The organism is Mycobacterium lehmannii (assembly GCF_002245535.1).
Taxonomy (GTDB): domain Bacteria; phylum Actinomycetota; class Actinomycetes; order Mycobacteriales; family Mycobacteriaceae; genus Mycobacterium; species Mycobacterium lehmannii.
In genome coordinates, this window is the sequence record NZ_NKCN01000065.1 from 1 (window position 1) to 1,661 (window position 1,661).

At 67.0% G+C, this 1,661-nt stretch carries 1 protein-coding gene; it reads right to left on the reverse strand.

The window, feature by feature from the left end; translation table 11 throughout:
- Positions 1–136: 136 nt before the first annotated feature.
- Positions 137–1,540 (reverse strand): IS1380 family transposase, encoded by a 1,404-nt coding sequence (locus tag CEX87_RS26865; RefSeq protein ID WP_084055239.1) that lies wholly within the window; start codon positions 1,538–1,540, stop codon positions 137–139.
- Between the last annotated feature and the right edge of the window lie 121 nt (positions 1,541–1,661).

Genomic DNA, 1,661 nt, shown 5'->3' on the forward strand with positions numbered 1-1,661 from the left:
AGCCTCGATCCGTGGATCGGCCCTGTTGAGGTGTATCGGCGCTGAGTTTTGCTGCGCTGCGGGTGGTGGGCAGGGAGTATCTGCTGGTCTGTCCAGCTTTTCCTGTGTGCTCCGGTAGGGCCTGTTCGGCGGGTGGTCAGACGGTGACGGCTGCGGGTGGGCTGTATCCGATGGTGTTGCGCCACAGCGTGAGCCATTGCTGTGCCCAGGGCCAGTGGCTGGGAAGGTGCAACACGGGTCGGCGTTGGGGCCGGGCCAGTCGGGCCGCGATGTTGACGATGCGCCGGCGCAGTGTGGCGCCGCGGGCCACCGCGTGAGCGCCTCCGGCCAGGACCCCGGCGGCGCGCAGCAGGTTGTGGGCAATCGCCGCGCACAGGATCCAGGCCGAGTTCGCCCCGAACCGTCCTGAGGGCAGGTGGGCCAGGGGGCCGTCGATGAGGTCGGCGAAGACGGTTTCGATGATGGCGTGGCGGCGGTGGGTGATGTCGGCGGCATCGACGGGTTCGTCGGTGTCGGTGAAGAACGGGTGATACCGCCACACCGGGAACAAGGCGTCGGGGTAGCGGGCGTCTTTGACCCGGCGCACGATCAACCGGGCGGTCACTGGCCGGTCGGTGGAGGTGAACGCGGTGTAGGTGGTTTCGGCGACCTCGGCATCAGAGATCCATTCCCCGGTGTCGGGGTCGCGTACCGCGCCGGGATATTTCACCGGGCTCCAGGCGGTCTCGTCGATGGAGTCGATGGCTGCAGCCACAGTGGCTGACTTGGTCAGCACCAGGGAGAACCGGGCCCCGGCGCGGCGGCAGGCCGCGGCCACGGTGCTGTTGCCGTACGCCGAGTCGCCACGCACCAGGATCTGGCCGGTGACCCCGGCAGCCCGGGCGGCGGCCACAGCTTGGGCGATCATCCGGGCGGCGCCTTTACCGGAGTTGGTCCGCCCGGCCCGCAACCGAGCCCCGGCGATCACCGGGGCGCTGGTCTCGGTGCTGATCGTGGTGACCAGCGGCGAGAGGCCTTTGCGCAGGATCTGTTTCCCGGCGATCTTGGTGTGCCCGTAGGAAGCGCCTTGTTTGGCGCGTCCATAGACCGGACGCAGCAGCGAGTCGATATCGACGAACGCCCGCCCGTGGGCACCTGGCAACAGAGCCGTGCGCTGGCAGAGGGCGGCAAGGTGCTCACGCAGCACCGATTCGAGTTGTCGGGCATGTCCGAAGGTGAACTCCCGCAACAACGTTCCGACAGTGGAGGGTGCATACACGCCGTCGAAGAGGGTCTTCATGCCGCCACTGCGCACGATGTCGAGGTCGTCGATGCTGTCCGCGCCGGCGCACATCGCGGCGATCACCGTGGCCAGCTTCGGTGACGGGTTGGCTGAGCCGGACTTGATCCGCGGTTCGGCGATACGCACCTTGCCGGCCACCAGGTCAGACAGGCCCGTCTGGGCGGCCAGCGCCATCACCGGCACCAGCCCGGCGCACGACACGAGATGATCATCATCGAAGACCGCCGACGACGCGGCGAAGTTGTGCGACACTTTCACCGGAAGTGCCTTTCGAAGTTGTGCCGATAAGTGCGTAGAGAACACTCATCATCACAGCTCAGAAGGCACTTTCCTCGTTACGACACCCGATCACCAGCCAATCCATCGGTGGATCGAGGCT